The following is a 21,952-nucleotide window of genomic DNA, read 5'->3' on the forward strand; positions in this document are numbered from 1 at the left end:
CTCACCTGGCCTCAAAACCTAAGGTGTAGCCAGTGGCATGGGGCTCACGCCGCCTTGGGCTTTGGCGGGAATTTCGGTGCGTGCAAGCCCAACTGCATACCGAGCTCGACCATGCCCATGATGTCTTCCTGGGCCACGTCAAACAGGCGCTTGAGTTCCGGCAGGACGAAGTACAGCGGTTGCAGGATGTCGATGCGATAGGGCGTGCGCATGGCTTCCAGCGGGTCGAAGGCTTGATGCTCAGGCTGCGGCGACAAGCTGTACAGCGTCTCCTTGGGCGACGACAAAATACCGCCGCCGTAGATGCGCAGGCCTTGGGGCGTGTCCACCAGGCCGAATTCGATGGTCATCCAGTACAGGCGCGCCAGGTAGACCCGTTGCTCCTTGGTGGCTGCGAGGCCGAGCTTGCCGTAGGTGTGGGTGAATTCGGCGAACCAGGGGTTGGTGAGCAGCGGGCAGTGGCCGAAGACCTCGTGGAAAATATCCGGCTCTTGCAGGTAGTCCAGCTCTTCGCGGCTACGAATAAAGGTCGCCACGGGAAATTGCTTGTTGGCGAGCAATTCGAAGAAGGTCTGGAAAGGGATCAGCGCTGGCACGCGGGTGACTTGCCAGCCGGTAGTTGCCGCCAGTACGCGATTGATTTCGCCCAACTGCGGGATGCGATCCAGGGGCAGGCCGAGGGCGTCGATGCCATCCAGGTATTCCTGGCAGGCGCGGCCTTCGATCACCTTCAACTGGCGCGTGATCAGGGTGTTCCACACCGCATGTTCTTCCGGCGGGTAGTGGATAAAACCTTGCGCATCGGGCTCGCGGGCCACGTAGTGCGTCTGCTTCATACGGCTCTCCTGCTAGGCATTCGTTCTTGTTATGTCCTGCGATGCCCTTATTGATACGCCGGCCCGCTGGAGATTCCATCTACCTGCGAGGGGAGCTTGTAGGAAAAGTTACAGCTTTTTGTAAAATATTCGTTACGCATGCGTGGTCGGTGGCGACGGCTGGCTGTGAAAATGCCCGCGACTGTCACATAATCTTGACGACTATCTGCGCCCAGTGACAAAAAGACGCGGCGCCTACCCACCTTTCGGGCTTTTTCATGCGTATCAAAGTGCACTGTCAGAACCGCATCGGCATCCTGCGGGACATTCTCAACCTGCTGGTGGAATACGGCGTCAACGTCGCCAAGGGCGAGGTCGGCGGCGAGCATGGCAACGCCATCTACCTGTTCTGCCCGAACCTGGTGAATATGCAGTTCCAGGCGTTGCGCCCGCAGTTCGAAGCGATCGCCGGGGTGTTCGGCGTGAAACGGGTCGGGCTGATGCCCAGCGAGCGGCGGCATATGGAGCTCAACGCGCTGCTCGGCGCCCTGGAGTTCCCGGTGCTGTCGATCGACATGGGCGGTTCCATCGTCGCCGCCAACCGTGCGGCGGCGCAGTTGCTCGGGGTGCGGGTGGACGAGGTGCCGGGGATTCCGTTGTCGCGCTATGCCGAGGATTTCGATTTGCCAGCGTTGGTGCGCGCCAGTAAATCGCGGATCAATGGCTTGCGGGTCAAGGTCAAGGGCGACGTGTTTCTGGCGGATATCGCGCCGCTGCAATCCGCTGAGCACGACGACAGCGAAGCTATGGCTGGCGCGGTGCTGACCCTGCACCGCGCCGACCGTGTGGGCGAGCGTATCTACAATGTGCGCAAGCAGGAGCTGCGCGGCTTCGACAGTATTTTCCAGAGTTCTAAAGTCATGGCCGCCGTGGTCCGTGAAGCCCGGCGCATGGCGCCGCTGGATGCGCCGCTATTAATAGAAGGCGAAACCGGCACTGGCAAAGAGCTGCTGGCGCGGGCCTGCCACCTGGCCAGTCCGCGTGGGCAATCGCCGTTGATGGCGCTTAACTGCGCGGGCTTGCCCGAGTCGATGGCCGAGACCGAGCTGTTCGGCTACGGCCCCGGTGCGTTTGAAGGGGCGCGGGCCGAGGGCAAGCTGGGGCTGCTGGAACTGACGGCGGGCGGTACGCTGTTTCTCGATGGCGTCGGGGAAATGAGCCCGCGGTTGCAGGCTAAATTGCTGCGCTTCTTGCAGGATGGGTGTTTCCGTCGCGTTGGCAGCGACGAGGAGGTGTACCTGGATGTGCGGGTGATCTGTGCGACCCAGGTGGACTTGTCCGAACTGTGCGCCCGTGGCGAGTTTCGCCAGGACCTCTACCATCGCCTCAATGTGTTGTCGCTGCATATTCCGCCGTTGCGCGAATGCCTGGATGGCCTTGCGCCGTTGGTCGAGCATTTTCTCGATCAGGCCAGTCGGCAGATCGGCTGCCCGCTGCCCAGGCTGGCCCCCGCCGCGATGGAGCGCCTGAGCCGCTATCGCTGGCCGGGTAATGTGCGCCAGCTGGAAAACGTACTGTTCCAGGCGGTGTCGCTGTGTGAGGGCGGAACGGTCAAGGCGGAACATATCCGCTTGCCGGACTATGGGGTGCGTCAGCCGCTTGGCGAATTTTCCCTGGAGGGCGGTTTGGACGAGATCGTCGGGCGCTTCGAGAAAGCGGTGCTGGAAAGCCTCTATGCCGAGCATCCCAGCAGCCGGCAACTGGGCAAGCGTCTGGGTGTATCGCACACCACCATCGCCAATAAACTGCGCGATTACGCAATCCTCAAGACCGACAAATGACCGATGTGGGAGGGGGCCTGCTCCCGATTGCGGCGGTTCAGTCACATATGTATCGACTGATAAGCCGCTATTGGGAGCAAGCCCACACATAAGTTCCTTCCCCCCCTGTGGGTCGGTGGCGTTGCCGGAAGCGGCATAAGTCCGCCGTTTTTTCGACTATCGTCTCAGCCTCGTTTTTCGCAAGTCCGCCGCAAGCCCTTGCTCCGCTTGGACTTTCCTCCATTTTGGAAAGTTGGTTCGCAAATTGCTTAAGCCTCATCAGTACAGCGGTGGGCGGCAAGCGTCCGTCAGAAAGAGGAAAGAGCGTGGACAAGTACCTTTATGTGGCAATGACCGGCGCTAGCCAGAATGCTCTGGCGCAGAAGGCCCATGCCAACAACCTGGCGAACATTTCCACCAACGGTTTCCAACGTGACCTGGAACAGGCGCGTTCGATGCCGGTGTTCGGTGACAGCTTTCCGGCGCGGGCCTTTGCCATGACCGAGCGTCCAGCCACCGACTTCAGCCCCGGCGCGATGATCGAGACCGGTCGTGACCTGGACGTCGCCGTCAACGGCAACGGCTGGATGGCGGTGCAAACTCCGGACGGCAGCGAAGCCTACGTGCGCAGCGCCAGCATGAACGTCGATGCGCTGGGCGTGCTGCGCGCCGGCAACGGCATGCCGATCATGGGTAACGGTGGCCCGATCGCCGTGCCGCCCCAGCAAAAAGTCGAAGTGGGCGCCGACGGCACCATCAGCATCCGCGCCATGGGCGAAGGCCCGCGGGTGATGGCTGAAGTGGACCGCATCAAGCTGGTCCAGCCTGACCCTAAGAACATGAGTAAAGGCTTGGATGGCACCATCCACACCAAGGATGGCCAGCCGGCCCAGGCCGATGCGACCGTGACGCTGACGTCGGGTTTCCTGCAGGCGAGCAACGTCAATGCCGTGGAAGAAATGACCGCGGTGCTGGCGCTTTCCAAGCAGTTCGAGCTGCACATCAAGATGATGAACAGCGCTAAAGAAGACGACCAGGCCATGACGCGCGTTCTGGCGATGAGCTGATTGCGGTTTCACTGACTACTAATTTTGCAGCGCAGCGCCAACAAACAGGCGCACGAAGGAGAACACTATGCTTCCGGCTCTATGGGTTGCCAAAACAGGTCTGTCCGCCCAGGACACTAACCTGACCACCATTTCCAACAACTTGGCCAACGTATCGACCACGGGTTTCAAACGTGATCGCGCCGAGTTCCAGGACTTGCTCTACCAGATCAAACGCCAGCCAGGCGCCCAGTCGACCCAGGACAGCGAACTGCCGTCGGGCCTGCAACTGGGTACCGGTGTGAAGATCGTCGGCACCCAGAAGAACTTCAACGCCGGTAACCTGCAGCAAACCGGCCAGCCCTTGGACATGGCCATCAACGGCAAGGGGTTTTTCCAGATCCTGCAACCGGACGGGACCACTTCCTACACCCGTGACGGTACGTTCCACCTGGACTCCAACGGCCAGATCGTGACGGCCAACGGCTTTGCCCTGGAGCCGGCTATCGTCGTGCCCAACAACGCCCAGACCTTTACCGTGGGCAACGACGGCACTGTGTCCATTACCGTTGCCGGCAACCCGGCGTCCCAAGTGATCGGCAACCTGCAAACCGCCGACTTCATCAACCCGGCCGGCCTGCAAGCCGTGGGTAACAACCTGTTCCTGGAAACCGCCTCCAGCGGTGCGCCGCAAATCGGCACGCCAGGCCTGAACGGTTTCGGCACCACGCTGCAAAGCACCCTGGAAACCTCCAACGTCAGCACCGTGGAAGAGATGGTCAACATGATCACCACTCAGCGTGCCTACGAGATGAACTCGAAGGTGATCTCCACCGCCGACCAGATGCTTTCGTTCGTAACGCAGAATCTGTAATCAAGTCTATGGGGCGCCCTTGAGGGCGCCTGCAACACCGTGAGGTAAGGGTCATGAATCGCTATGTTTCCGTTCTGGCATTGAGTGGGATTGCCGTGCTCGCGGGCTGTGTCGCCCCGACGCCAAAACCCAATGACCCGTACTACGCACCGGTGTTGCCGCGCACGCCGTTGCCGGCGGCGGCCAACAATGGCTCGATCTACCAGGCCGGTTTCGAACAGAACCTGTACAGCGACCGCAAGGCATTCCGGGTCGGTGACATCATCACCATCACCCTGAACGAGAAGACCCAGGCCAGCAAGAATGCCAACTCCCAAGTGGGCAAGACCAGCAAGACCGGGATTGGCCTGACCTCGCTGTTTGGCGCCGTACCGAACACCAACAACCCCCTGGGCAGCGGCGACTTGAGCCTGAGCGCCGGCTACAGCGGCGACCGCGCCACCAATGGCAAGAGTTCCGCGGGGCAGGGCAACAGCCTGACCGGTTCGATCACCGTGACCGTGGCCGATGTACTGCCTAACGGCATCATTGCGGTGCGCGGCGAGAAGTGGATGACCCTCAACACCGGTGACGAACTGGTGCGCATTGCCGGGATGGTCCGTGCCGACGACATTGCCACTGACAACACTGTGTCGTCGACGCGCATTGCCGATGCACGCATTACCTACTCGGGTACGGGTTCGTTCGCTGATGCCAGTCAGCCGGGCTGGTTCGACCGTTTCTTCCTTAGCCCGCTGTTCCCTTTCTAGGTGGCCACTTTGAAATTCAAACAGCTGATGGCGGCGGCGCTCTTGCTTTCCTTGAGCGCTGTCGCCCAGGCCGAACGTCTGAAGGACATCGCCAGTATTTCCGGCGTACGTTCCAACCAGTTGATCGGCTACGGCCTGGTGGTGGGGCTCAACGGTACGGGTGACCAGACGACCCAGACCCCGTTCACCCTGCAGACCTTCAACAACATGCTCTCGCAGTTCGGCATCAAGGTGCCGGCGGGTTCGGGCAACGTGCAGCTCAAAAACGTCGCGGCCGTGTCCATCAGTGCCGACTTGCCAGCGTTTTCCAAGCCGGGCCAGGTGGTGGACATCACCGTGTCCTCCATCGGTAACTCCAAAAGCCTGCGCGGCGGCACCCTGTTGATGACGCCCCTCAAGGGTATCGACGGCAACGTCTACGCCATCGCCCAGGGCAACCTGGTGGTCGGCGGGTTTGATGCCGAAGGTCGCGACGGTTCGAAGATCACCGTGAACGTGCCCTCGGCCGGCCGTATTCCCGGCGGCGCCACGGTGGAACGCACCGTGCCGAGCGGTTTCAACCAGGGCAACAGCCTGACCCTGAACCTCAACCGCTCCGACTTCACCACTGCCAAGCGCGTGGTCGACAAGATCAACGACATGCTCGGCCCTGGCGTGGCCCAGGCTATCGACGGCGGCTCGATCCGCGTGACCGCGCCGCTGGACCCAAGCCAGCGCGTCGACTACCTGTCGATCCTGGAAAACCTTGAGGTCGACCCGGGCCAGGCCGTGGCCAAGGTCATCATCAACTCGCGCACCGGTACCATCGTGATCGGCCAGAACGTCAAGGTCTCGCCGGCCGCCGTGACCCACGGCAGCCTGACGGTGACCATTACCGAAGACCCGATCGTCAGCCAGCCGGGGCCGTTGTCCAACGGCCAGACGGCGGTGGTTCCGCGTTCGCGGGTAAATGCCCAGCAGGAAGCCAAGCCGATGTTCAAATTCGGCCCCGGCACCACCCTGGATGAAATCGTGCGTGCGGTGAACCAGGTGGGGGCGGCGCCAGGCGACTTGATGGCGATCCTTGAAGCTTTGAAGCAGGCCGGCGCGTTGCAAGCCGACCTGATCGTGATTTAAGGCCATGGCCATGGACATGCGTAACAGTGGCCTGACCAGCACGGCGGATTCGGGGTCGTATTCTGACTTGAATCGCCTGAACCAGTTGAAGGTTGGCGACAAGAACAGCGACAGCAACATGCGCAAGGTGGCGCAGGAGTTCGAGTCGCTGTTCCTGAGCGAGATGCTCAAGTCCATGCGTTCGGCCACCGAGGCCCTGGGCAAGGACAACCCGCTGAACACGCCGGCGGCCAAGCAGTACCAGGAAATGTACGACCAGCAACTGGCGGTCTCGATGTCTCGCGAAGGCGGCGGCATCGGCCTGGCCGACGTGCTGATGCGCCAGATGCAGAAGAACAAACCGGTGGACGCCCAGGCGGCCACCTTGCAAGGCCCGGCGGCCGCCGAGCCGGTTAAGAAAGCCGATGTGCCGACGCAGATTGCCGCCGGCACCCAGGCCGAAGGCCCGCTGGGTCGCTCCAACGGCCAGCGCCCACTCTGGGCTTACCGCGTGGCGGCTCCCGAAGGCGCCAGTGCGCACGCCAACGATATGGCGTTGATGAACCAGCGTCGCCTCGCCTTGCCCAGCAAGCTGACCGACCGTCTGCTGACCGGCATCGTGCCGGGCACCGATGCCACGACGCTGGCCAAGGCTGCGCCGCTGCGTAACAGCGTCTCGGCCGACAATGTGGTCAACAGCAGCGCTCGCACGTTTGCCGTGCCGAGCGGCCGCATGCAGGTCTACGGCCGTGCCGTGGCCCAGCCTCCCTTGGCGCCGGCGAAGAAAGCCTTCAGCTCCCAGGACGAATTTGTCGCCACCATGTTGCCGATGGCCAAGGCCGCCGCCGCGCGTATCGGTGTCGACCCCAAATACCTGGTGGCCCAGGCCGCCCTGGAAACCGGTTGGGGTAAATCGGTGATGCGTGCCGAGGACGGCAGCAGCAGCCACAACCTGTTCGGCATCAAGGCCGGCCAGAGCTGGCAGGGCGGCCAGGCCCGCGCGATCACCAGCGAGTTCCGTGACGGGGCGATGGTCAAGGAAACCGCGCAGTTCCGCTCCTACAACTCGTATCAGGACAGCTTCCACGACCTGGTCACGCTGCTACAAAGCAATGATCGCTATAAAGAAGTCGTGAAATCTGCCGACAACCCGGAACAGTTTGTACGCGAGTTGCAAAAAGCCGGGTATGCAACCGACCCGGACTACGCCAGCAAGATTTCGCAGATCGCAAAAACGATGAACAGTTACCAGAACTACGCTGTCGCGGGCGCGACCACTCATTTATAAGGTCTGAACCATGAGTTTGCTCAATATCGGGATGTCGGGGCTCAACGCCGCTCAAGGATCGTTGTCTGTCCTGAGTAACAACATTGCCAACGCCAATACCGCGGGCTATTCGCGTCAGCAGACCACTCAGACCGCGAACGCGTCGAACCAGTACGGCGGCGTGTTCATCGGCAGCGGCACCACCCTGGCCGACGTGCGCCGGGTGTACAACGAGTACCTGGACACGGCTTACCAGAACAGCACCTCGCTCAACAGCGATGCCAAGGCTTATGCGGACCAGGTCAGTGCTGTCGACAAGACCCTGTCGGACAAGACCACTGGCATGTCGGCCGTACTCAGTTCGTTTTTCGCTGCTGTGCAGACCGCGTCGGCCACGCCGAGCGACACGTCGGCTCGCCAGATCCTGCTCACCAGCGCCCAGACGTTGAGTAACCGGTTCAATGCGATCTCCACGCAGTTGAGCCAGCAGAAAGAAACCATCAACAGCCAGTTGACCTCCATGAGCGATCAGGTCAACCAACTGACCTCGTCGATTGCGTCCCTCAACAAGCAGATTGCCCAGGTGCAGGGTTCGTCCAACACCACCCCGGCCAACCTGCTGGACTCGCGTGCCGAAGCCGTGCGCTCGCTCAACGAGTTGATCGGTGTGACCGCTGTCGAGAAAAACGGCGTGTTCAGCGTCAGCACCGGTACCGGTCAATCCCTTGTGCTGGGGGATCAGTCCAACACTATTTCTGCTGTACCGAGCAAGAGCGACACCAGCCAGTACACCATCCAGATCAACATGTCCGGCAATACCGCGGTGGACATCGGAAATGTGGTCAGCGGTGGCAGCATCGGTGGGCTGTTGCGTTATCGCAGCGATGTATTGACGCCGGCGATCAATGATCTGGGCCGCATTGCAATTGTCACCGCGGACACGATCAACAGCCAACTGGGTCAGGGCATCGACCTGAATGGCGAGTTCGGTGCTTCGATGTTCAAGGACATCAATAGCGCAGCTTCCATTGCTCTGCGCAGCGTGGCTGCGCAAGGTAACCAGGGCACCGGTAGCCTGGGTGTGACGATCAAGGACAGTAGCCAACTGACCAACTTCGATTACAAGGTGACCTTCAACGACGCCGCCGACCTGAATAAAGTGACCGTACTGCGTTCCGACGGCAAGGCCATGGGCACTTTCGACATCACGGCCACTCCTCCATCGGTGATTGACGGTTTTACCCTGGCTCTTACTGGCGGCCCGATGCAGGTGGGGGACGGCTTCAAGGTCAGCCCGACTGCTAATGGCGCCAAAGAGATTGGTACCGTGCTCACTGACCCGAGTAAGATCGCCTTCGCCGCGCCTTTGCAGGGCGAAGCTGGCAAGACCAACCAGGGGACCGGCACATTCACACCGCCTACCCTGACCGTGCCTATCGATATCCAGGGCGGCGCCGATACTGCCCAACTGCGCGTGGGGATTCAGAACTCCATGCCGGTGAAGATGGTGTTTGGCGCGCCGGCGGCTGATGGTACCCAGACCTACACTCTCAATAACGCCAAGGGTGAGCCCCTCGGCTCTGGTAGCATCATCCCGGGCCAGGACAATAAGATCACCATCAACGTACCGATGCGTGATGCCAGTGGTGCACTGGTGGTGCCGGCCAATAGCTTCAGTTTCGACACCACGGTGGCAGGTTCGCCATCCAATGGCGACAGCACCTCGTTTTCGTTTAATGCCTCAGGTGTGTCCGACAACCGTAATGCCCAGCAACTGCTGAGCCTGCAGACCAAGGCCACTGTCGGCGTGGCATCGGATGGCTCGGGCGGCACCAGCCTGGTCGGGGCCAACAGCAAACTGGTGTCGACCGTCGGCGCGAAGGCCGCTGCGGCCACTACTGACACCACGGCCACCAACGCACTGTTGACGGCCAATAAGAACGCGCGCAACTCGGTGTCTCAGGTCAATCTGGACGAAGAGGCGGGCGACATGATCAAGTTTCAGCAGTATTACACCGCGTCGTCGCAGATCATCAAGGCTGCGCAAGAAACCTTCAGTACGCTGATCAATAGCCTTTAAGGGAGTCTGGGCCGATGCGCATCTCTACACAGCAATATTTCGACACCAGTGCCAGCAAGTATCAGAGCAACTATTCCAGCGTGGTACAGGCCCAGCAGCAGGCCAGTTCTGGCGTGCGTGTACAGACCGCTGCCGATGATCCCGTGGCCGCTCAGCGTCTGTTGATGCTGCAACAGCAGAAAGACATGCTGTCCCAGTTCAGTGGCAATATCACCAGCCTGAAAAGCTCGTTGACCAACGAAGAAAGCATCCTGCAATCGATCAGTGCGGCGGTGCAGGCCGGCAGCCAGTTGGCGTTGCGGGCCGGTGGCGTGACTAGCGATGCCGACCGCAAGTCTATCGCGGTCGAGGTCGGGGCCATCGAGGAGCAGTTGATGGGCCTGCTCAATAGCAAGGATGCGTCAGGCAACTATCTGTTCTCCGGCTCTAAGACTCAGACGCCGCCGTATTCACGCAACAGCGATGGCACTTACAGCTATCAGGGCGACGAAAACGCCCTGAGTCTGCAGGTGTCCGAAACCCTGAAAGTCAATGCCGGTGATACGGCCAAGAGCATTCTGGAGGGGGCGATCAACACCAGTCGTACCCAGTCGAGCTATATCGCGCCGACAGTCGCGCCTGTGCCGCCTGCAATCTCTCCTCCGCTGGTCGATGACCACAAGGTTGCTATCTCCGCTGGTCTGGTGACGTCGGGCACCGACTACACCAAGCAGTTTTCCGATGGTCAGCCGTACAAGCTGACCTTCACCAGCAGTACCCAGTACGTTGTTACGGATAAGAACAATAACGACATTACCTCGGAAATTGCGGGTAACGGGACGTTCGACTCCACCAAGGAGGGCAGCTCCAGCGTCAATCTGCGCGGGGTCAAGTTCGATATCACGGTCGACCTCACCGATACTGCCACTGGGCCTGACGCCGATGCGCTGGTCAAGGGGCGCGAGTTCAACCTGGCCGCCAAGCCGGACTCGTTTAATGTGTCACGCACCGCGAGCAATGCGTCGACGGCGCAATTGACCAATGCTCAGATCAGCAGCGCTGCCGACTATGCCAGCACCTTTCCGGGAAATAGCGGGATATTGATCAAGTTCGATGACATCGATCCGACAGCTTACAAGGTGTACGCCCAGCCATATACCGCCAACAGCAAGCCGATCGTCGACAATGGTGTGATCGATAGCGCCTCCACGCCAAACAAGATCACTGCTGCGGGAGTCACTTTTGAACTGAGTGGTACACCGCAAGTCGGTGATCAGTTTACGGTCGGCAACACGACCCAGAAAACCCAGAACGCCCTCGATACCCTGAGTCAACTGCGCCAAGCCCTGGAACAGCCGGCCGATGGTATCCCCGGCGCACGGGGCAAGCTTCAGGACGCTTTGAACGCGGCCGTCAGTAACCTTACCAACTCACTGACCCAGGTCGACAATGTGCGTGGCTCCATCGGCGCGCGGCAGAACGCTCTGGAGGTGCAGGAGAGCGAAAACACCAGTGTCGGCCTGGCCAACACCAGCACCATGAGCGCCCTGGCCAACGTCGATATGGGCGAGGCGGCGATCAACCTGACTTTGCAGCAAACCATGCTGGAAGCCTCACAGTTGGCGTTCGTGAAAGTCTCGCAGTTGAGCCTGTTCAACAAGATGTAAGCGGCCTGGTGTCAAGCGGCCCATCCTGGAAACAGGCTGGGCCGTTGTCGTTTCTGGGGCTTAATTGTTTGAAGGTTTTGCACAAAGCACACAAAATTAGGTGACCTGTGAGTCATAAAGCGCATCTTCACTGTATCGTATGAAAAGGATAAGTCGTCACAGGGTCCTTGCGGGGCGGCTTTCAGCGAGATTTTTATGGGGTTATCCCCTTTATTGTCAGCACCCCGGGCGTTGTCCGCAGGGTGTTCTCCAGCTATTTAGTATTGGGAAGCCACAATGATTGGCATAAAAAGCATCGCCAGTTACGTGCCGGCAGACGGGATCGATAACTACGCCCAGGGTGCCAAATTCGCCAAGGATGAAGAATTCATCATTGGCAAGATCGGTTCGGCGTTCCTGCCGCGCAAGGAAGCCGCGCAGGAAACTTCCGATTTGTGTGTCGAGGCGGTCAACGCTTTGTTTGCCAACAACCCGGACTTGAAGCGCGAATCCATCGACGCGCTGATCGTTGTCACCCAGAACGGCGATGAAGAGGGTTTGCCCCACACCGCTGCGATCGTCCAGGACAAACTGGGTCTGCCTACCCATGTGGCGGCGTTCGATATTTCGCTGGGTTGCTCCGGTTACGTCTACGGCATCTACGCGATGAAGGGCTTCATGGAAGCCACCGGCCTGAGGAACGGCCTGCTGGTCACCGCCGACCCGTATTCAAAGATCGTCGATCCGGAAGACCGCAACACCACTATGCTGTTCGGCGACGCCGCCACAGCCACCTGGATGGGTGAGGACGCATCGTGGTTGCTGGGTAAATCCAAGTTTGGCACCGATGGTTCCGGCGCACCGCACCTGAAGGTCAGCAATGGTGTGTTCTTTATGAACGGTCGTCAGGTGTTTAACTTCGCATTGCTCAAGGTGCCGGCGCATTTGCACGAGCTGCTCAGCGAGTCGGATCTCAACGCCGACGATATCGATGCGTTCTGCATCCACCAGGGCAGTGCGGCGATTGTCGATGCCGTGGCCCGCCGTTTCGAAGACGCGCCGGTGGACAAGTTTCTCAAGGATATGGTCGAAACTGGCAACACTGTGTCGTCGAGTATTCCGTTGCTGTTGGAAAAGCATGTGATGGATGCCACTTGGAAGCGCGTGGCCATCAGCGGTTTTGGTGTGGGTCTGTCGTGGGGCTCGGCGATTTTGTATCGTCCGTGAACCTTTAAGGGGTGGCACAAAAAACGCCGATGATCGAAAGATAATCGGCGTTTTTTTATTTGGCGCCAGAAAAGCCAATGAATACGGGGTTTTGTGCCTGTGTAAGTCCTTGAATTGCAAGGTGTGGCACGACGCCAGCAAAAAAAACAAAAAAAAACCTCAAGCAACGGCCTACCACGACGATAACTATTACGTAGGTTCTCTAGGCCACACCCGGCGGTTGCCAGGGCCGGAAGCCGCAGTATCCATCCAACGAGGATTTCGTCATGGCTTTAACAGTAAACACCAACATTGCTTCGATCACTACCCAGGGCAACCTGAACAAAGCCGGCGGCGCCCTGGCCACTTCCATGCAGCGCCTGTCTTCCGGCCTGCGTATCAACAGCGCTAAAGACGACGCTGCCGGCCTGCAGATCGCTAACCGCCTGACCAGCCAAATCAACGGCCTGGGCCAAGCAGTAAAAAACGTGAACGACGGTATCTCCATCGCTCAGACCGCTGAAGGCGCGATGCAGGCTTCGACCGACATCCTGCAAAAAATGCGTACCCTGGCTCTGTCTTCCGCTACCGGTTCCCTTAGCGCTGACGACCGTAAGTCGAACAACGACGAATACCAGGCTCTGACTTCGGAATTGACCCGTATCTCGCAAACCACTACTTTCGGTGGCCAGAAGCTGCTGGACGGTTCGTACGGTACCAAAGCTATCCAGGTTGGCGCTAACGCCAACGAGACCATCAACCTGAGCTTGGAAAACGTTGCAGCTAACAACATTGGTTCGCAGCAGATCAAGAGTGTGGCTATTACCCCTTCACAAAATGGTATTGGCGCTGCAGGTAACACTATCACCGTCACTGGTAACGGTCAGGTGAGTAGTGCGATTGCTGTCGGCGTTGGTGCTTCGGCAAAATATATCGCTAGCCAGTTGAATGGTGCAATTGGCGGCTTGACGGCTACCGCAAGCACGGAAGTTCAAATTTCTGTTGATGACACCGCGTTTACCGGTGGCACCCCAGCCGCTGCTGCTACCTTTTCGCTTACTATTGGTGGTCAGTCGGTCAACATGACCGGTGTAACTAGCCAGGCTGGCTTGGCTGATCAATTGAAGTCCAACGCCGCCAAGCTGGGTATCAGCGTTAACTTCGACGAAACCAAGCAAACGCTTTCGATTAAGTCCGATACTGGTGAGAACGTCGTGTTTGGTGCTGTTACAGGCAATACCGCCGGTGCAGCTGCTGTCACTATCAAATCCAAAGATGGGGCTGGCGCCTACCCTGCTGGTGCAGGCACCGGTCTGTCTGACACTACAATTATGACTGCAACTGGTCAGGTATCGTTGGACTCCTCAAAGGGGTACTCATTGTCTGGTGCTGGTGTTGGCGGTCTGTTCGGTCCTGCTGCTGCGACCACCGCCGCATCAGGCAAAACTACTATTGCTAATACAGACGTAACCAGCGCTGACATGGCTCAAAACGCTCTTTCTGTTATTGATAAAGCCATTGGTACTATTGACAGCGTTCGTTCGGGCCTGGGCGCTACCCAGAACCGTCTGACTACCACTGCAGACAACCTGCAGAACATTCAGAAGAACTCCACCGCTGCACGTTCCACCGTTCAGGACGTCGACTTCGCTTCCGAAACCGCCGAACTGACCAAACAACAAACCCTGCAGTCGGCTTCCACTGCGATCCTGTCGCAGGCTAACCAACTGCCATCCGCTGTACTGAAACTGCTTCAGTAATCAGCGCGCTTGGTAACTAACGGAAGGGCGCGTTTACGTGCCCTTCCGTTTTTCGGTTTCGAGGAGATTGGACATGGACCTGAGTGTAAAGCTGAACCAGTCTTATCCGCCGGTTGCACCTCAAAGCGCACCAGCTCAGGTGGCGGCCGACAAAAGCGCCACCAACGTTCAGGAAACCCCGGTCATAGGCAAACAGCCTGAGCGCGCGGACCTGGAAAAAGCGGTAACCGATATTCGCGAATTCGTACAAGCTGCCCAGCGCAGCCTGGATTTTTCCATTGATGACTCCACCCATCGCGTGGTGGTGAAGGTCATCAATACCGACAATGGTGAAGTGATTCGCCAGATTCCGTCGGAAACGGCATTGAAACTGGCTCAGAGCCTATCCAGCGCAAGTCACGTATTGTTTGACGACAAGGCCTGAGCTGGCATGAAACTTGTTGCTGTCATGACTTGAAGCGTAACCAGTCAAGATAACGGCAGCCACCGAACAGGAGATAGATGATGGCGGGTTCAACGGTAAGTGGTATCGGTTCAAACATCGATACGCAATCGATCGTGACATCCTTGGTCAACGCCGAGAAGGTGCCCAAGCAAACGCAGATCAATACCGCGTCCCAGAAGGCGACCACCACGCTGTCTTCGATCGGCAAGATTCAGGCAGCGCTGGATGTGTTTCGTGGTGCGTTGGATAGCATGACTGCGAGCTCTAGCTTCACTGGTTTGACCGGTTCGTCTTCGGATGAAAAAGTCGCCACCATGACGGCTAGTAACACGGCTTCCAATGGCAGCTTCCGTTTGGTGGTCGATCAATTGGCTCAACCGTCGAAGTTGTCGAGTGCAACGTTCGCGGGTGGCACGTCGACCGTGGTGAATACCACGGACAAGCCCACCACGCTGACCATCAGTCAATCCGGCAAGAACTACGATGTGAGCATTCCTTCCGGCGCGACGCTACAGCAGGTGCGCGATTCGATCAACACGCAGTTTTCAACCTCCGGGCTCAGCGCCAACATCCTGACCGACTCCAATGGCTCGCGCTTGATTCTGACGTCCACCACGATGGGCGTGGGCTCCGACCTGACGCTATCGGGTACGTCCGGGCTGGATGTCGGCGCCACGGTGGTCGACACGCCTCAGGATGCGAAATACAGCATTGACGGTATTCCTGCGGTCTCCAAGTCCAACACCATTACCGGTGCCCTCAGTGGCGTGGATATCAAGCTGGTATCGGTGTCGGCGCTCAAGACCGCGGGCGATACCAGCACCAACCCCGATAGAAACGCCACACTCATTACGGTCAGTACCAACAATACCGCGCTCAAGTCGGGGGTGAAGGGGTTTGTCGACACCTACAATGCCTTGATCACTGCGATGAACGCCGAGACCAAGGTAACGACCAACGCTGACGGTTCTATCACGGCTGCGACGCTGACCAGCGACTCGACCATGCGTTCGCTGCAAAGCGCGATCCGTAATGAGTTCAACGCCCTGTCAGGTACTGGCACATTCAAGTCCCTTGCTCAGTTTGGTGTCACCACCGACTCCTCCACTGGTCTGCTATCGATCAATGACAAGAAGTGGGATGCGGCGGTCAAAACCAACTCCGCCGATATCAACAGCATGTTTACCGGTGACAACGGCATGCTGGCACGCATGAAAAGCGCTACCGACGATTACGCCAAGGCGAGCACTGGTATTCTAGCGACGCGTTCCACCACGCTGTCCGATACGTTGAAGGACCTGACCAAGCAACAGTCTTCCCTAGACGAACGCATGACTCTGCTGACCAACAGCCTGTCGGCCAAATACAACGCCATGGACACTCTGGTCGCTCAATTACGCCAGCAAAGCACCAGTGTCATGACCACGCTCAATGCGTTGAACAACGTCAAGTCCAGTAGTTAATCCCTATGTATAGAAAGGGCCAGGCAACCTGCCTGGCCTTTTTTTATAGCGGGACGACTGGCGCTAAAGCTTTTTGCGACCCAGTCGACATATTGGTTACTGAAATCCTTTTTGCTGTCGCCTGTCACGAGGTAGAAACATGAATCCCATGAGAGCCCTTCGCCAATACCAGAAGGTCAATTCCCATGCTCAGATCTCCGAAGCTAGCCCGCATCGCCTGGTGCAGATGCTGATGGAAGGCGGGCTTGACCGTATGGCCCAAGCCAAGGGTGCGCTGGCGCGTGGCGACATCGCCCAGAAAGGCCTGATGCTTGGTAAGGCGATAGATATCGTGATCGGTCTGCGTGACGGCCTGGATGCGCAAAAGAGCGATAACCCTGCTTACGTCCAGCAGTTGGAAAGTTTGTACGCCTACATGACCAATCGTCTTATGGAAGCGAATCTGCACAACGATGCCGACATGATCGACGAAGTCGCCCGTTTGCTTATTACCGTGAAGGAAGGCTGGGACGCCATCGCCGTGCCACAGGCTGTCACCGAATAAGGCACAGCAGAGAAGGGCCTGACGGCCTTGAGGAATATGTCATGAGCCAAGCACTGCAACGCATTGATGAAACCCGTGAGGCGCTGATGGGCGCGCTGGCAGACCGTAACTGGGATGCCATTGGCGAACTCGATATGGGCTGTCGCAACGTGATCGAGCAGGTGCTCAATGAAGCACCGGTGGACGAAGATGCGTTGCGTGAAAAGTTGGAGAGCCTGCTGGTGGTTTATCAGCAATTGCTCGAAGTGACGACGGGCGAGCGCCAGGCGATTTTCGAAGAGATGTCGCAGATCAACCAAGCGAAAAGTGCGTCAAAGGTTTACCATCTGTTTGGTTGAACGGGCGCAGTTAATCCGACCGGCGCGTCATATATTTGACTGTGCCAGCATTTTTGACTTAACTAGTGCTGTTTTCAGATTTCAGACGTCTATAGAGTAAGAAGTCCTACGGCCGTCTCGATCGCCCTCGCTCTGGGGCAGGAAGTTTTACTAGGGAAGTTGCTATTGCATGTGGCGTGAAACCAAAATTCTGCTGATTGATGACGATAGCGTCCGCCGCCGCGATTTAGCGGTGATTTTGAATTTTCTCGGCGAAGAAAATTTGCCCTGCGGCAGCCATGATTGGCAGCAGGCTGTCAGCTCGTTGTCATCGAGCCGTGAAGTCATTTGTGTGCTGATCGGGACGGTAAACGCTCCTGGTGCAGTTCTGGGCTTGTTAAAGACACTGTCTACCTGGGATGAGTTCCTTCCTGTTTTGCTGATGGGCGATATTTCTTCGCTCGATCTGCCGGAAGACCAGCGCCGCCGCGTGCTTTCCACCCTGGAAATGCCCCCCAGCTACAGCAAATTGCTCGATTCCCTGCACCGTGCCCAGGTCTATCGCGAGATGTACGACCAGGCCCGCGAGCGCGGCCGTCACCGCGAACCCAACCTGTTCCGTAGCCTGGTCGGCACCAGCCGCGCCATCCAGCACGTGCGCCAGATGATGCAGCAAGTGGCCGATACCGACGCCAGCGTGCTGATCCTCGGCGAGTCGGGCACCGGCAAGGAAGTGGTCGCGCGCAACCTGCATTACCACTCCAAGCGCCGCGACGGGCCATTCGTGCCGGTCAACTGCGGGGCGATCCCGGCAGAACTGCTGGAAAGCGAATTGTTCGGTCACGAGAAGGGCGCCTTTACCGGGGCGATCACCAGCCGTGCCGGGCGTTTCGAGCTGGCCAACGGCGGCACCCTGTTCCTCGACGAAATCGGTGACATGCCGCTGCCGATGCAGGTCAAGCTGTTGCGCGTCCTGCAGGAGCGCACCTTTGAGCGTGTGGGCAGCAACAAGACCCAGAGCGTCGATGTGCGCATCATCGCGGCGACCCACAAAAACCTCGAGAGCATGATCGAGGTTGGCAGCTTCCGCGAAGACCTGTACTACCGCCTCAACGTATTCCCCATCGAGATGGCCCCGCTGCGTGAACGCGTCGAGGACATCCCGCTGTTGATGAACGAGCTGATCTCGCGCATGGAACACGAAAAGCGCGGCTCGATTCGCTTCAACTCGGCCGCGATCATGTCCCTGTGCCGTCACGGCTGGCCGGGCAACGTCCGCGAGCTGGCCAACCTGGTCGAGCGCATGGCGATCATGCACCCCTACGGTGTGATCGGTGTGGTCGAGTTGCCGAAGAAATTCCGCTACGTCGACGATGACGACGAGCAATTGGTGGACAGTCTGCGCAGCGATCTGGAAGAGCGGGTCGCCATCAACGGCCATACCCCGGACTTCGGTTCCACCGCGATGCTGCCGCCCGAAGGCCTGGACCTGAAGGATTACCTCGGCAACCTCGAGCAAGGCTTGATCCAACAGGCCCTGGACGACGCCAATGGCATCGTCGCCCGTGCCGCCGAACGCCTGCGCATCCGCCGAACCACTCTGGTGGAGAAGATGCGCAAGTACGGTATGAGCCGTCGCGAAGGTGATGAGCAGGCGGATGATTGACGCCTGTTTTCTAACTGACTGAAAAACAAGCCTATTTTTTTAGGCACGGGTATTGCTACAGCCCTCGCAACGTTCCGTTTAACTGACGGTCAGCCAAGCGAGAGAGCATGATGCCCCACGCCGCCCAACTATCTTCGGTCCCTGAGCCCCAGGGACCTGTCCCGACTGTAGAACAGCTCAGCCGTAATGGCCTGGAACAGGCCTTTTCGTTGTTCAGTCAGATGTCGAGCCAATTGACCGATTCCTACAGCCTGCTGGAAGCCCGGGTTTCCGAGCTCAAGGGCGAATTGGCCGTGGTCAGCGCCCAGCGCATGGAGGAGTTGGCCGAAAAAGAGCGTTTGGCCAACCGCCTGCAAAACCTGCTGTCGCTGCTGCCCGGCGGTGTGATCGTCATCGACGACCAGGGCCGCGTGCGCGAAGCCAACCCGGCCGCCTGCGAACTGCTTGGCCTGCCGCTTGAGGGCGAGTTGTGGCGCCATGTCATCAGCCGTTGCTTTGCGCCGCGTGAAGATGACGGTCACGAGATCTCCCTGAAAGACGGGCGTCGCTTGTCCATCGCTACCCGCTCCCTGGATGCGGAGCCTGGCCAGTTGGTGCTGCTCAACGACCTGACTGAAACCCGTCATCTGCAAGACCAGTTGGCGCGCCATGAGCGTTTGTCGTCCCTTGGGCGGATGGTCGCTTCTTTGGCGCATCAGATCCGCACCCCGCTGTCCGCTGCGCTGATTTACGCCAGTCATTTGACTGATGAGCAATTGCCGGCCGCCACCCAGCAACGATTCGCCGGTCGGCTCAAGGAGCGCCTGCATGAGTTGGAGCACCAGGTGCGCGACATGCTGGTGTTTGCCCGCGGCGAGTTGCCGATGACCGACCGCCTCACGCCGGCCGAGCTGATGCAGGCGCTGCAAGCCGCTGCGGCCACCCATATTCAAGACACCCAGGTGCGCTGGCAATGCGACAGTCGCCTTGGCGAGCTGCTGTGCAACCGCGACACCCTGGTGGGCGCACTGCTCAATCTGATCGAGAACGCCATCCAGGCCAGCGGCCCGGATGCGCGGCTCAAGGTGCACCTGTACAACCGCGAGCAAACCCTGCGCCTGTGCATCAGCGACAGCGGCAGCGGGATTGATCCCGCCGTGCTGCGCCGCCTGGGCGAGCCTTTTTTCACCACCAAGACCAACGGCACCGGCCTGGGGCTGACCGTGGTCAAGGCCGTGGCCCGCGCTCATCAGGGCGAGCTGCAGCTGCATTCCCGGTTGGGGCGCGGCACTTGTGCATTGATGACCTTGCCGCTGTTTTCATGCGCGGCAGACACGGAGTAAGACGTAATGGCTATCAAGGTTCTGTTGGTAGAAGACGACCGCGCCCTGCGGGAAGCATTGGCTGACACGCTGCTGCTGGCGGGCCATGACTATCGGGCGGTCGGGTCTGCCGAGGATGCCTTGGAGGCGGTGGAGCAGGAGTCCTTCAGCCTGGTGGTCAGTGATGTGAACATGCCGGGCATGGACGGCCACCAGTTGCTGGGCCTGTTGCGTGCGCGTCAGCCGCAATTGCCGGTATTGCTGATGACTGCCCACGGCGCCGTCGAGCGTGCGGTGGATGCCATGCGCCAGGGCGCAGCGGACTACCTGGTCAAACCCTTCGAGCCCAAGGCGCTGATCGAGTTGGTGGCGCGGCATGCCCTGGGCGTGATCCCGCGTGGGGAGGATCAGGGGCCGATCGCCTTCGAGCCGGCCAGTGCCCAATTGCTGGAGTTGGCCGCTCGCGTGGCGCGCAGTGACTCCACTGTGTTGATTTCCGGCGAGTCCGGTACCGGCAAGGAGGTGCTGGCGCGCTATATCCACCAGCAGTCCACCCGTGCCGAGCAACCCTTTATCGCCATCAACTGTGCGGCGATCCCCGACAACATGCTCGAGGCCACCCTGTTCGGTCACGAAAAAGGCTCGTTCACCGGCGCCATCGCGGCCCAGGCCGGCAAGTTCGAGCAGGCCGACGGCGGCACCATCCTGCTCGATGAAATTTCGGAAATGCCCCTGGGCCTGCAGGCCAAACTGCTGCGCGTGCTGCAGGAGCGTGAAGTGGAGCGCGTGGGCGCACGCAAGCCGATCCAGTTGGATATTCGTGTGGTAGCCACCACCAACCGCGACCTTGCTGGCGAAGTTGCGGCGGGGCGCTTTCGTGAAGACTTGTTCTACCGGCTCTCGGTGTTCCCCCTGGCCTGGCGCCCGTTGCGCGAGCGTCCGGCGGATATCATTCCACTGGCCGAGCGCCTGCTCGGCAACCACGTCAAAAAAATGAAGCACACCCAGGCGCGGCTGTCGGCCGAGGCTCAGGCCTGTCTGATCGGCTATCCGTGGCCCGGTAATGTGCGCGAATTGGATAACGCCATCCAGCGTGCGCTGATCCTGCAGCAGGGCGGGCTGATCCAGCCCCAGGATTTCTGCCTGGCCATGGGCAGCGGTGCCGCGCCGCTGCCGGTCCTGGCGCCCGTGCCGGTGGCTGTCGAGGCGCAGGCCGCCGGGGCGCTGGGCGATGATCTGCGTCGCCGCGAGTTCCAGATGATCATCGACACCCTGCGCGCCGAACGTGGCCGCCGCAAGGAAGCGGCTGAACGCCTGGGCATCAGCCCGCGTACCCTGCGCTACAAACTGGCGCAGATGCGCGACGCGGGGATGGACGTGGAAGCTTATCTATTCGCTACCTGATCGGTAACAAGGTCGACAAGGTTTGTCGCCTTTTCTTACGAATTGCTACAGAGCTGGCACCCTTGTTGCTACCTCCCCTAGTAATCGCTGCGTAGTGTCAAAAAATTGCGGGTTGTCGGAGAGAGAAGTTCATGAGCCAGGGTATCGAGTTCAATCGGTTGATGTTGGATATGCGCTCCATGCAAATGGATGCCATGGCTCAACCGAAATCCGTCGCGCCAGCACCGGAATTGGGCCAAAGCAATTTTGCCGACATGCTCGGCCAAGCCATCAACAAGGTCAGTGACACCCAGCAAGCCTCCAATCAGTTGGCCACCGCGTTCGAGATCGGCAAAAGCGGCGTGGACCTCACCGATGTGATGGTCGCCTCGCAAAAGGCCAGCGTCTCGTTCCAGGCCCTGACCCAAGTGCGTAACAAGCTGGTTCAGGCCTATCAAGACATCATGCAGATGCCGGTTTAAGGGCGAGATTTAAG

At 59.3% G+C, this 21,952-nt stretch carries 19 protein-coding genes; 18 read left to right on the plus strand and 1 reads right to left on the minus strand.

Annotated elements, in window-relative coordinates:
• Positions 1 to 44: 44 nt before the first annotated feature.
• Positions 45 to 836, minus strand: coding sequence for a phenylalanine 4-monooxygenase (gene phhA / locus BLR63_RS01155; RefSeq protein WP_010563955.1), 792 nt, complete (start codon positions 834 to 836; stop codon positions 45 to 47).
• Positions 837 to 1,093: 257 nt separating this feature from the next.
• Here phhA and BLR63_RS01160 point away from each other — a divergent pair, with 257 nt between their 5' ends.
• The 18 genes from BLR63_RS01160 to fliE all read left to right on the plus strand — a co-directional run bounded on the left by BLR63_RS01160 (position 1,094) and on the right by fliE (position 21,938).
• Complete coding sequence (locus tag BLR63_RS01160; RefSeq protein ID WP_010563956.1) at positions 1,094 to 2,656, plus strand: sigma-54-dependent phenylalanine hydroxylase transcriptional regulator PhhR; 1,563 nt, start codon at positions 1,094 to 1,096, stop codon at positions 2,654 to 2,656.
• Positions 2,657 to 2,961: 305 nt separating this feature from the next.
• Positions 2,962 to 3,702 carry a flagellar basal body rod protein FlgF gene (locus tag BLR63_RS01165; RefSeq protein ID WP_010563957.1) on the plus strand — a complete coding sequence of 247 codons (741 nt, stop codon included), beginning with the start codon at positions 2,962 to 2,964 and terminating at the stop codon, positions 3,700 to 3,702.
• Positions 3,703 to 3,769: 67 nt separating this feature from the next.
• Positions 3,770 to 4,555: a flagellar basal-body rod protein FlgG gene (gene flgG / locus BLR63_RS01170; protein ID WP_010563958.1), complete on the plus strand. Its 786-nt coding sequence runs from the start codon at positions 3,770 to 3,772 to the stop codon at positions 4,553 to 4,555.
• A gap of 53 nt (positions 4,556 to 4,608) precedes the next feature.
• Positions 4,609 to 5,304, plus strand: coding sequence for a flagellar basal body L-ring protein FlgH (gene flgH, locus BLR63_RS01175; protein ID WP_010563959.1), 696 nt, complete (start codon positions 4,609 to 4,611; stop codon positions 5,302 to 5,304).
• A 27-nt stretch (positions 5,305 to 5,331) separates the two neighbouring features.
• Complete coding sequence (locus tag BLR63_RS01180) at positions 5,332 to 6,420, plus strand: flagellar basal body P-ring protein FlgI (protein WP_033901075.1); 1,089 nt, start codon at positions 5,332 to 5,334, stop codon at positions 6,418 to 6,420.
• 4 nt (positions 6,421 to 6,424) lie between these two features.
• A complete protein-coding gene (flgJ, locus tag BLR63_RS01185) occupies positions 6,425 to 7,687 on the plus strand; it encodes a flagellar assembly peptidoglycan hydrolase FlgJ (RefSeq protein ID WP_010563961.1) in 1,263 nt (420 codons plus the stop codon).
• 10 nt (positions 7,688 to 7,697) lie between these two features.
• The gene (gene flgK, locus BLR63_RS01190; RefSeq protein WP_010563962.1) at positions 7,698 to 9,746 is read left to right on the plus strand and encodes a flagellar hook-associated protein FlgK; all 2,049 of its coding nucleotides are present in this window, start codon (positions 7,698 to 7,700) and stop codon (positions 9,744 to 9,746) included.
• A 14-nt stretch (positions 9,747 to 9,760) separates the two neighbouring features.
• Positions 9,761 to 11,392 carry a flagellar hook-associated protein 3 gene (locus tag BLR63_RS01195; protein WP_010563963.1) on the plus strand — a complete coding sequence of 544 codons (1,632 nt, stop codon included), beginning with the start codon at positions 9,761 to 9,763 and terminating at the stop codon, positions 11,390 to 11,392.
• Between the two features lie 276 nt (positions 11,393 to 11,668).
• Positions 11,669 to 12,598: a ketoacyl-ACP synthase III gene (locus BLR63_RS01200; RefSeq protein WP_010563964.1), complete on the plus strand. Its 930-nt coding sequence runs from the start codon at positions 11,669 to 11,671 to the stop codon at positions 12,596 to 12,598.
• 266 nt (positions 12,599 to 12,864) lie between these two features.
• Positions 12,865 to 14,337: a flagellin N-terminal helical domain-containing protein gene (locus BLR63_RS01205; RefSeq protein ID WP_010563965.1), complete on the plus strand. Its 1,473-nt coding sequence runs from the start codon at positions 12,865 to 12,867 to the stop codon at positions 14,335 to 14,337.
• Between the two features lie 73 nt (positions 14,338 to 14,410).
• Entirely contained in the window at positions 14,411 to 14,761 is a 351-nt protein-coding gene (locus tag BLR63_RS01210; RefSeq protein ID WP_010563966.1) for a flagellar protein FlaG, read from the plus strand.
• Between the two features lie 80 nt (positions 14,762 to 14,841).
• Entirely contained in the window at positions 14,842 to 16,245 is a 1,404-nt protein-coding gene (gene fliD, locus BLR63_RS01215) for a flagellar filament capping protein FliD (RefSeq protein WP_010563967.1), read from the plus strand.
• A 139-nt stretch (positions 16,246 to 16,384) separates the two neighbouring features.
• Complete coding sequence (gene fliS, locus BLR63_RS01220; RefSeq protein WP_010563968.1) at positions 16,385 to 16,789, plus strand: flagellar export chaperone FliS; 405 nt, start codon at positions 16,385 to 16,387, stop codon at positions 16,787 to 16,789.
• 41 nt (positions 16,790 to 16,830) lie between these two features.
• Positions 16,831 to 17,127: a flagellar protein FliT gene (gene fliT / locus BLR63_RS01225; protein WP_010563969.1), complete on the plus strand. Its 297-nt coding sequence runs from the start codon at positions 16,831 to 16,833 to the stop codon at positions 17,125 to 17,127.
• A gap of 169 nt (positions 17,128 to 17,296) precedes the next feature.
• Complete coding sequence (locus tag BLR63_RS01230) at positions 17,297 to 18,772, plus strand: sigma-54 dependent transcriptional regulator (RefSeq protein WP_010563970.1); 1,476 nt, start codon at positions 17,297 to 17,299, stop codon at positions 18,770 to 18,772.
• A 110-nt stretch (positions 18,773 to 18,882) separates the two neighbouring features.
• Positions 18,883 to 20,094, plus strand: a complete 1,212-nt coding sequence (locus BLR63_RS01235; RefSeq protein ID WP_042946579.1) for a sensor histidine kinase — start codon at positions 18,883 to 18,885, stop codon at positions 20,092 to 20,094.
• A 6-nt stretch (positions 20,095 to 20,100) separates the two neighbouring features.
• Positions 20,101 to 21,477 (plus strand): sigma-54-dependent transcriptional regulator, encoded by a 1,377-nt coding sequence (locus BLR63_RS01240; RefSeq protein WP_010563972.1) that lies wholly within the window; start codon positions 20,101 to 20,103, stop codon positions 21,475 to 21,477.
• Between the two features lie 131 nt (positions 21,478 to 21,608).
• Positions 21,609 to 21,938 (plus strand): flagellar hook-basal body complex protein FliE, encoded by a 330-nt coding sequence (gene fliE, locus BLR63_RS01245; RefSeq protein ID WP_010563973.1) that lies wholly within the window; start codon positions 21,609 to 21,611, stop codon positions 21,936 to 21,938.
• Positions 21,939 to 21,952 lie beyond the last annotated feature (14 nt).

Source organism: Pseudomonas extremaustralis (genome assembly GCF_900102035.1).
Taxonomy (GTDB): domain Bacteria; phylum Pseudomonadota; class Gammaproteobacteria; order Pseudomonadales; family Pseudomonadaceae; genus Aquipseudomonas; species Aquipseudomonas extremaustralis.

Coding starts and splice junctions, on each gene's coding strand:
- BLR63_RS01240 (WP_010563972.1), top strand. CDS start 20,101: ATGGCTATCAAGGTTCTGTTGGTAGAAGACGACCGCGCCCTGCGGGAA.
- flgH (WP_010563959.1), top strand. CDS start 4,609: ATGAATCGCTATGTTTCCGTTCTGGCATTGAGTGGGATTGCCGTGCTC.
- fliE (WP_010563973.1), top strand. CDS start 21,609: ATGAGCCAGGGTATCGAGTTCAATCGGTTGATGTTGGATATGCGCTCC.
- BLR63_RS01210 (WP_010563966.1), top strand. CDS start 14,411: ATGGACCTGAGTGTAAAGCTGAACCAGTCTTATCCGCCGGTTGCACCT.
- BLR63_RS01205 (WP_010563965.1), top strand. CDS start 12,865: ATGGCTTTAACAGTAAACACCAACATTGCTTCGATCACTACCCAGGGC.
- BLR63_RS01160 (WP_010563956.1), top strand. CDS start 1,094: ATGCGTATCAAAGTGCACTGTCAGAACCGCATCGGCATCCTGCGGGAC.
- BLR63_RS01235 (WP_042946579.1), top strand. CDS start 18,883: ATGCCCCACGCCGCCCAACTATCTTCGGTCCCTGAGCCCCAGGGACCT.
- BLR63_RS01230 (WP_010563970.1), top strand. CDS start 17,297: ATGTGGCGTGAAACCAAAATTCTGCTGATTGATGACGATAGCGTCCGC.
- BLR63_RS01195 (WP_010563963.1), top strand. CDS start 9,761: ATGCGCATCTCTACACAGCAATATTTCGACACCAGTGCCAGCAAGTAT.
- flgG (WP_010563958.1), top strand. CDS start 3,770: ATGCTTCCGGCTCTATGGGTTGCCAAAACAGGTCTGTCCGCCCAGGAC.
- phhA (WP_010563955.1), bottom strand. CDS start 836: ATGAAGCAGACGCACTACGTGGCCCGCGAGCCCGATGCGCAAGGTTTT.
- fliD (WP_010563967.1), top strand. CDS start 14,842: ATGGCGGGTTCAACGGTAAGTGGTATCGGTTCAAACATCGATACGCAA.
- flgK (WP_010563962.1), top strand. CDS start 7,698: ATGAGTTTGCTCAATATCGGGATGTCGGGGCTCAACGCCGCTCAAGGA.
- BLR63_RS01180 (WP_033901075.1), top strand. CDS start 5,332: ATGGCGGCGGCGCTCTTGCTTTCCTTGAGCGCTGTCGCCCAGGCCGAA.
- flgJ (WP_010563961.1), top strand. CDS start 6,425: ATGGCCATGGACATGCGTAACAGTGGCCTGACCAGCACGGCGGATTCG.
- fliT (WP_010563969.1), top strand. CDS start 16,831: ATGAGCCAAGCACTGCAACGCATTGATGAAACCCGTGAGGCGCTGATG.
- fliS (WP_010563968.1), top strand. CDS start 16,385: ATGAATCCCATGAGAGCCCTTCGCCAATACCAGAAGGTCAATTCCCAT.
- BLR63_RS01200 (WP_010563964.1), top strand. CDS start 11,669: ATGATTGGCATAAAAAGCATCGCCAGTTACGTGCCGGCAGACGGGATC.